Source organism: Pseudomonas sp. CP-1 (genome assembly GCF_021213715.1).
Classification (GTDB): Bacteria; Pseudomonadota; Gammaproteobacteria; order Pseudomonadales; family Pseudomonadaceae; genus Pseudomonas; species Pseudomonas aeruginosa.
The window spans coordinates 1-3,415 of the sequence record NZ_JAJQKY010000047.1 but is presented as its reverse complement, the minus strand read 5'-3'; the positions used below and the strand labels follow the sequence as shown (position 1 = coordinate 3,415).

General features: G+C 70.6%; 3 protein-coding genes. All 3 read left to right on the top strand.

The window, feature by feature from the left end; all coding sequences use genetic code 11:
• Positions 1-1,871: phenazine biosynthesis protein PhzE (phzE, locus tag LT948_RS33440; protein WP_232197163.1), on the top strand; the 1,871-nt coding region annotated here is incomplete at its 5' end.
• Positions 1,872-1,884: 13 nt separating this feature from the next.
• Entirely contained in the window at positions 1,885-2,721 is an 837-nt protein-coding gene (phzF, locus tag LT948_RS33435) for a phenazine biosynthesis protein PhzF (protein ID WP_003117652.1), read from the top strand.
• A 25-nt stretch (positions 2,722-2,746) separates the two neighbouring features.
• The gene (gene phzG, locus LT948_RS33430; protein WP_003112073.1) at positions 2,747-3,391 is read left to right on the top strand and encodes a phenazine biosynthesis FMN-dependent oxidase PhzG; all 645 of its coding nucleotides are present in this window, start codon (positions 2,747-2,749) and stop codon (positions 3,389-3,391) included.
• Positions 3,392-3,415: the final 24 nt, after the last annotated feature.

Below are 3,415 nucleotides of genomic sequence, written 5' to 3'. Positions count from 1 at the left end.
CCACATCGCTGTTGCAGCGCCTGCTCGAACGGCCGGCGCCGTTCGCCTTGCTCTACCGTCCGGAAAGCAATGGCCCGGGCCTGCTCGACGTGATTCGCGGCGAGACGCTCGAACTGCACGGCCTGGCCGACCTGCCGCTGGACGAGCCCGGCCCGGGCCTGCCGCGCCATGACCTGCTGGCGCTGATTCCCTACCGGCAGATCGCCGAGCGCGGCTTCGAGGCGCTCGACGACGGTACGCCGCTGCTGGCGCTGAAGGTCCTGGAGCAGGAACTGCTGCCGTTGGAGCAGGCCCTGGCGCTGCTGCCGAACCAGGCGCTGGAACTGAGCGAGGAAGCTTTCGACCTCGACGACGAGGCCTACGCCGAAGTGGTCGGGCGGGTCATCGCCGACGAGATCGGTCGCGGCGAAGGCGCCAACTTCGTGATCAAGCGGCGCTTCCAGGCGCGCATCGACGGCTACGCCACGGCCAGCGCGCTGAGTTTCTTCCGCCAGTTGCTGCTGCGCGAGAAGGGCGCCTACTGGACCTTCATCGTCCACACCGGCGAACGCACCCTGGTCGGCGCCTCGCCCGAGCGGCACATCAGCGTGCGCGACGGCCTGGCGGTGATGAACCCGATCAGCGGCACCTACCGCTACCCGCCGGCCGGGCCGAACCTGGCCGAGGTCATGGAATTCCTCGACAACCGCAAGGAAGCCGACGAGCTGTACATGGTGGTGGACGAGGAGCTGAAGATGATGGCGCGGATCTGCGAGGACGGCGGTCGGGTGCTCGGTCCCTACCTCAAGGAGATGGCGCACCTGGCGCACACCGAGTACTTCATCGAGGGCCAGACCAACCGCGACGTGCGCGAGGTGCTGCGCGAGACGCTGTTCGCCCCGACCGTCACCGGCAGCCCGCTGGAAAGCGCCTGCCGGGTGATCCGCCGCTACGAGCCGCAGGGTCGCGGCTACTACAGCGGGGTGGCGGCGCTGATCGGCGGCGATGGTCAGGGCGGGCGCACGCTGGACTCGGCGATCCTGATCCGCACCGCCGAGATCGAGGGCGACGGCCGCCTGCGCATCGGCGTCGGCTCGACCATCGTGCGTCACTCCGATCCCCTGGGCGAGGCGGCGGAAAGCCGGGCCAAGGCTTCCGGGCTGATCGCCGCGCTGAAGAGCCAGGCGCCGCAGCGCCTGGGCTCGCACCCGCATGTGGTGGCGGCGCTGGCCAGCCGCAACGCGCCGATCGCCGACTTCTGGCTGCGCGGCGCCAGCGAGCGCCAGCAGTTGCAGGCCGACCTGTCCGGACGCGAGGTGCTGATCGTCGATGCCGAGGACACCTTCACCTCGATGATCGCCAAGCAGCTCAAGTCGCTGGGCCTGACGGTGACCGTGCGCGGCTTCCAGGAGCCGTACTCGTTCGACGGCTACGACCTGGTGATCATGGGCCCCGGCCCGGGCAACCCCACCGAGATCGGCCAGCCGAAGATCGGCCACCTGCACCTGGCCATCCGTTCGCTGCTCAGCGAGCGCCGGCCGTTCCTCGCCGTGTGCCTGAGCCACCAGGTGCTGAGCCTGTGCCTGGGCCTGGACCTGCAACGCCGGCAGGAGCCCAACCAGGGCGTGCAGAAACAGATCGACCTGTTCGGCGCCGCCGAGCGCGTCGGCTTCTACAACACCTTCGCCGCGCGCGCCCTGCAGGACCGCATCGAGATCCCCGAGGTCGGCCCGATCGAGATCAGCCGCGACCGCGAGACCGGCGAGGTCCACGCCCTGCGCGGGCCGCGCTTCGCCTCCATGCAATTCCACCCCGAATCGGTGCTGACCCGCGAGGGTCCGCGCATCATCGCCGACCTGCTGCGCCACGCGCTGGTCGAGCGGCGGCCCTGAGCCAGGAGAGCCCATGCACAGATATGTCGTGATAGACGCCTTCGCCAGCGAACCGCTGCAAGGCAACCCGGTGGCGGTGTTCTTCGACTGCGACGACCTCAGCGGCGAGCGCATGCAGCGCATGGCGCGGGAGATGAACCTGTCGGAGAGCACCTTCGTGCTCCGCCCGCAACAGGACGGCGACGCGCGCATCCGCATCTTCACCCCGGTCAACGAACTGCCGTTCGCCGGCCACCCGCTGCTGGGCACCGCCATCGCCCTGGGCGCCGAGACCGACAAGGACAGGCTGTTCCTGGAGACCAGGATGGGCACCGTGCCCTTCGCCCTGGAGCGCCAGGACGGCAAGGTGGTGGCCTGCAGCATGCAGCAGCCGATCCCCACCTGGGAGCACTTCAGCCGCCCGGCCGAGCTGCTCGCCGCCCTCGGCCTGAAGGGCTCGACCTTTCCCATCGAGGTCTACCGCAACGGCCCGCGCCACGTGTTCGTCGGCCTGGAGAGCGTCGCCGCGCTGTCCGCGCTGCACCCCGACCACCGCGCGCTGTGCGACTTCCCGGACCTGGCGGTGAACTGCTTCGCCGGCGCCGGGCGGCACTGGCGCAGCCGCATGTTCTCGCCGGCCTACGGCGTGGTCGAGGACGCCGCCACCGGTTCCGCCGCCGGGCCGCTGGCGATCCACCTGGCGCGCCACCGGCAGATCCCCTACGGGCAGCAGATCGAGATCCTCCAGGGCGTCGAGATCGGCCGGCCGTCGCGCATGTACGCCCGCGCCGAGGGTGCCGGCGAGCGGGTCTCGACGGTGGAAGTGTCGGGCAACGGCGCGGCCTTCGCCGAAGGCCGGGCCTACCTGTGAACGGGCAGAACGGAGGAACGCCGTGATGGGCGTCAACGCGAACATTTCCGAGTCCCTCACCGGGACCATCGAAGCCCCTTTCCCGGAGTTCGAGGCGCCGCCGGCGAACCCCATGGAGGTGCTGCGCAACTGGCTGGAACGCGCCCGCCGCTATGGCGTGCGCGAGCCGCGGGCACTGGCCCTGGCCACGGTCGACGGGCAGGGCCGGCCGTCGACGCGGATCGTGGTGATCGCCGAACTCGGCGAGCGCGGGGTGGTGTTCGCCACCCACGCCGATAGCCAGAAGGGCCGCGAACTGGCGCAGAACCCCTGGGCCTCGGGGGTGCTGTACTGGCGCGAGAGCAGCCAGCAGATCATCCTCAACGGCCGCGCCGAACGCCTGCCCGACGAGCGTGCCGACGCCCAGTGGCTGAGCCGCCCGTACCAGACCCACCCGATGTCGATCGCCTCGCGGCAGAGCGAAACCCTCGCCGACATCCACGCCCTGCGCGCCGAAGCCCGGCGCCTGGCGGAAACCGACGGCCCGCTGCCGCGCCCGCCGGGCTACTGCCTGTTCGAACTGTGCCTGGAGTCGGTGGAGTTCTGGGGCAACGGCACCGAGCGGCTGCACGAGCGCCTGCGCTACGACCGCGACGAAGGAGGCTGGAAGCACCGCTACCTGCAACCGTGACGACACCGCTGCGCCGGCGTTTCA